Annotated in this window: 4 protein-coding genes and 1 tRNA gene; 1 reads left to right on the forward strand and 4 read right to left on the reverse strand. The window is 45.9% G+C overall.

The annotated features are described in order from the left end of the window. Nucleotides 1-242 precede the first annotated feature (242 nt). The 3 genes from FC99_RS07130 to FC99_RS07140 all read right to left on the reverse strand — a co-directional run bounded on the left by FC99_RS07130 (nucleotide 243) and on the right by FC99_RS07140 (nucleotide 1657). On the reverse strand, nucleotides 243-575 hold the full coding sequence (locus tag FC99_RS07130) for a nuclear transport factor 2 family protein (protein WP_048732713.1): 333 nt from the start codon (nucleotides 573-575) through the stop codon (nucleotides 243-245). A gap of 99 nt (nucleotides 576-674) precedes the next feature. Continuing rightward, on the reverse strand, nucleotides 675-929 hold the full coding sequence (locus tag FC99_RS07135; protein ID WP_156166889.1) for a hypothetical protein: 255 nt from the start codon (nucleotides 927-929) through the stop codon (nucleotides 675-677). Between the two features lie 5 nt (nucleotides 930-934). Continuing rightward, nucleotides 935-1657 (reverse strand): type 1 periplasmic-binding domain-containing protein, encoded by a 723-nt coding sequence (locus FC99_RS07140; protein WP_056986506.1) that lies wholly within the window; start codon nucleotides 1655-1657, stop codon nucleotides 935-937. Between the two features lie 326 nt (nucleotides 1658-1983). Here FC99_RS07140 and FC99_RS07145 point away from each other — a divergent pair, with 326 nt between their 5' ends. Continuing rightward, a complete protein-coding gene (locus FC99_RS07145; RefSeq protein WP_048732717.1) occupies nucleotides 1984-2235 on the forward strand; it encodes a hypothetical protein in 252 nt (83 codons plus the stop codon). 172 nt (nucleotides 2236-2407) lie between these two features. On the opposite strand, the gene FC99_RS07150 is transcribed toward FC99_RS07145, so the two are convergent. After that, nucleotides 2408-2480 (reverse strand) — tRNA-Thr (locus FC99_RS07150). Nucleotides 2481-2574: the final 94 nt, after the last annotated feature.

A 2574-nucleotide genomic window follows, 5' to 3' on the forward strand; every position in this document is an offset into this window, starting at 1 on the left:
GGTGGTTTTTTGTTTCGCACGCTTTAGCGTGCTCAACTGGGCCTAAAGGCACTAATCAAAAATAGGGTCTGGGAAAAAATCCCAGACCCTTTTGTATCTCCAAATTTATATTGCAGAAACATGCGACAAAAGCCAGTTAAGTCCGCTAAATCCCGATAGACGAACAATCCTAATGCGGGATTCGTCGTCTATTGATGCTGCTGCTCATTGACTAGCTGCCTTCTATCCCACTCCCTATTTTTTTAATCCGGTAAAATTTCCACGCGAGCCAATAAGTCATCGGCCAGCGTCATCCGGAAGGGACTTGAGCCGTTGAAGCCTTGCCCACTGACCTGCAGTTGTACGATCCATGTCTGCCCGTCGTCCTGTGTGAAGTCTTCCAGTTCAAAGTGCGACTGCTTACCGATGTTGTCGGTCTGATTCCATTTGGCAATCTCAGCGGCTCCCTGATAAGTGGTTCCCCAGTCATCGAGTACGGCATCCGGCGTAAACTGAGCCATAAAATGCGCGGAGTCCGCCTCATTCGTGGTGGCGATAAAGTTCGTAATTGCGGTTGGTAGCAGCAAGTCATCCATAATAGTTGCACTCCTTCAGGTCCTAAATTAGGTTTAGTATGCCCGTTTACTATCCCATTGACAAGTAAAAAGGACCGGAACTATAGTCCGATCCCGTGCTTACTTATGATGACGATTTAACGCCCAACTGAGGCCAATCGCCCCGATTAAAGTCGCTCCCAACCAAATCAATTCGGTCGCTTGATGTCGACTGGATTGGGGTACCGATTGTTGAATACTCGTGGTCACTCCTCGTTGGTTCCCCCGGGTTGTTTCTGTTTGCGCTGGTTGTGCTGCAACGGCCAACACGCTCCCACTTCCCAGTAGGACCAAGCCTAGCAATAGTGCAATCAACCATTTCATCATCTTAGTCATCAATTCTACGCCCGATTCCGCCGACGAGAAACTCGCCAACTAGTCAACGTTAACGCTGCCATCAAGGCTCCCAACCAAGATAACTTGGAGCGCGCCTCATCAGTTTGTGGCAAAATTTCACTGTCACTGCGCGTCGACCCAACGGTGTTCCCATCTGCATCATAAACGTTCGTCGTCACGCCAACGGAACCATTGTTAGCACGCGTGGTGCCAACGACTTTACCATCAGTCCCGTAGACCTGTCCAGGCCCATCCACATCACGAGTGGTCCCGACAACCTTGTCGTTCTTCCCGTAAACTTTTTCGGAACCATCAGCATCACGAGTGGTCCCGATAACCTTACCGTTCTTCCCGTAAACTTTCCCGGAACCATCAGCGTCACGAGTGGTCCCGATAACCTTACCGTTCTTCCCGTAAACTTTATCGGAACCATCAACGTCACGAGTGGTCCCGATAACCTTACCGTTCTTCCCATAAACTTTCTCAGAACCATCAACGTCACGAGTGGTCCCGATAACCTTACCGCTCTTCCCGTAGACCTTCCCGGATTCATCAGCGTCACGGGTCGTTCCAACCACTTTACCGTCATTCCCGTAGACGTTCGTCGTGACTTTGCCAGATTCACCACCAGATGACTTTGTCGCTGCGAAACTCGTTTGTGTCCCCCAGAGTCCCATTCCCAGTAAAGCCAGGGCAATGGCAACGCCAGCACGGTTCAGCTTTCTCATAATATTTCTCCTCCACCTCTGAACTATGTTCTTAACATATCATATATTATCAAATGTTCACTAGGATTGCTATAAGATTAAATGACTCCACTCAAAATAGGAAAGTATGGCGGTTAAGTCTGAATTTGATTACCGCTTTCAGGAAACATATTTGTGATATTTATTAATATTATTAATCTATTACGGTTAAAAGTTGGATTAAGAATCATCAATAAATTCGATTTCTTTCTTTAGCTCTTCCAAGCGTTTTAGTGCTGAATCTGTAAAAAAAGAGCTTGCATTTTAGAACATGTGTTCGTATAATATAACTTACAGAGGTGATGACCATGAAGCAACAAGCACTAACCGGTACTATTATTAGTGATCCGAAAGTCTTAAAAATGTCGCCAATTTTGCTCTTCGTTAAGATTGCCGATACCCATAGCGGCCAATTAATCAACTGCCTCGTTCACAAGCATGGTCTGAACTTTCTTTATCAGGCCACCTTGGGCAGTCAGATTGCATTTTATGGCCACTACAATCAGCGTAAACAGTTTGTCATTGATAAATTCATGATTAATGCACAACTGTCCGCGTAGTAAAACTAACCTTAACTACCAGTAGCCCACCAAATCGACACACGATTTGGTGGGCTACTTTTTCTAAATGATCGTCTATCGTCAGAACACAAGTAGCAATCATCATCGAAGTACGCTTGCGTCCGCAATTGCTTAGATTGTTACCTGCGACTGGTGTCTGATTTTACTGATAAGCCGCTTATTGGATTTGAACCAACGACCTCTTCCTTACCATGGAAACGCTCTACCTTCTGAGCTAAAGCGGCATACTATTATTATCACCGTTTTTGGCAATAATGACAATAAAAAAAGAACCCAATCACTGGGTTCTTTCGTTCGCGTGGCAACGTCCTATCCTCG

This window comes from Levilactobacillus koreensis JCM 16448, from assembly GCF_001435525.1.
Lineage (GTDB): Bacteria > Bacillota > Bacilli > Lactobacillales > Lactobacillaceae > Levilactobacillus > Levilactobacillus koreensis.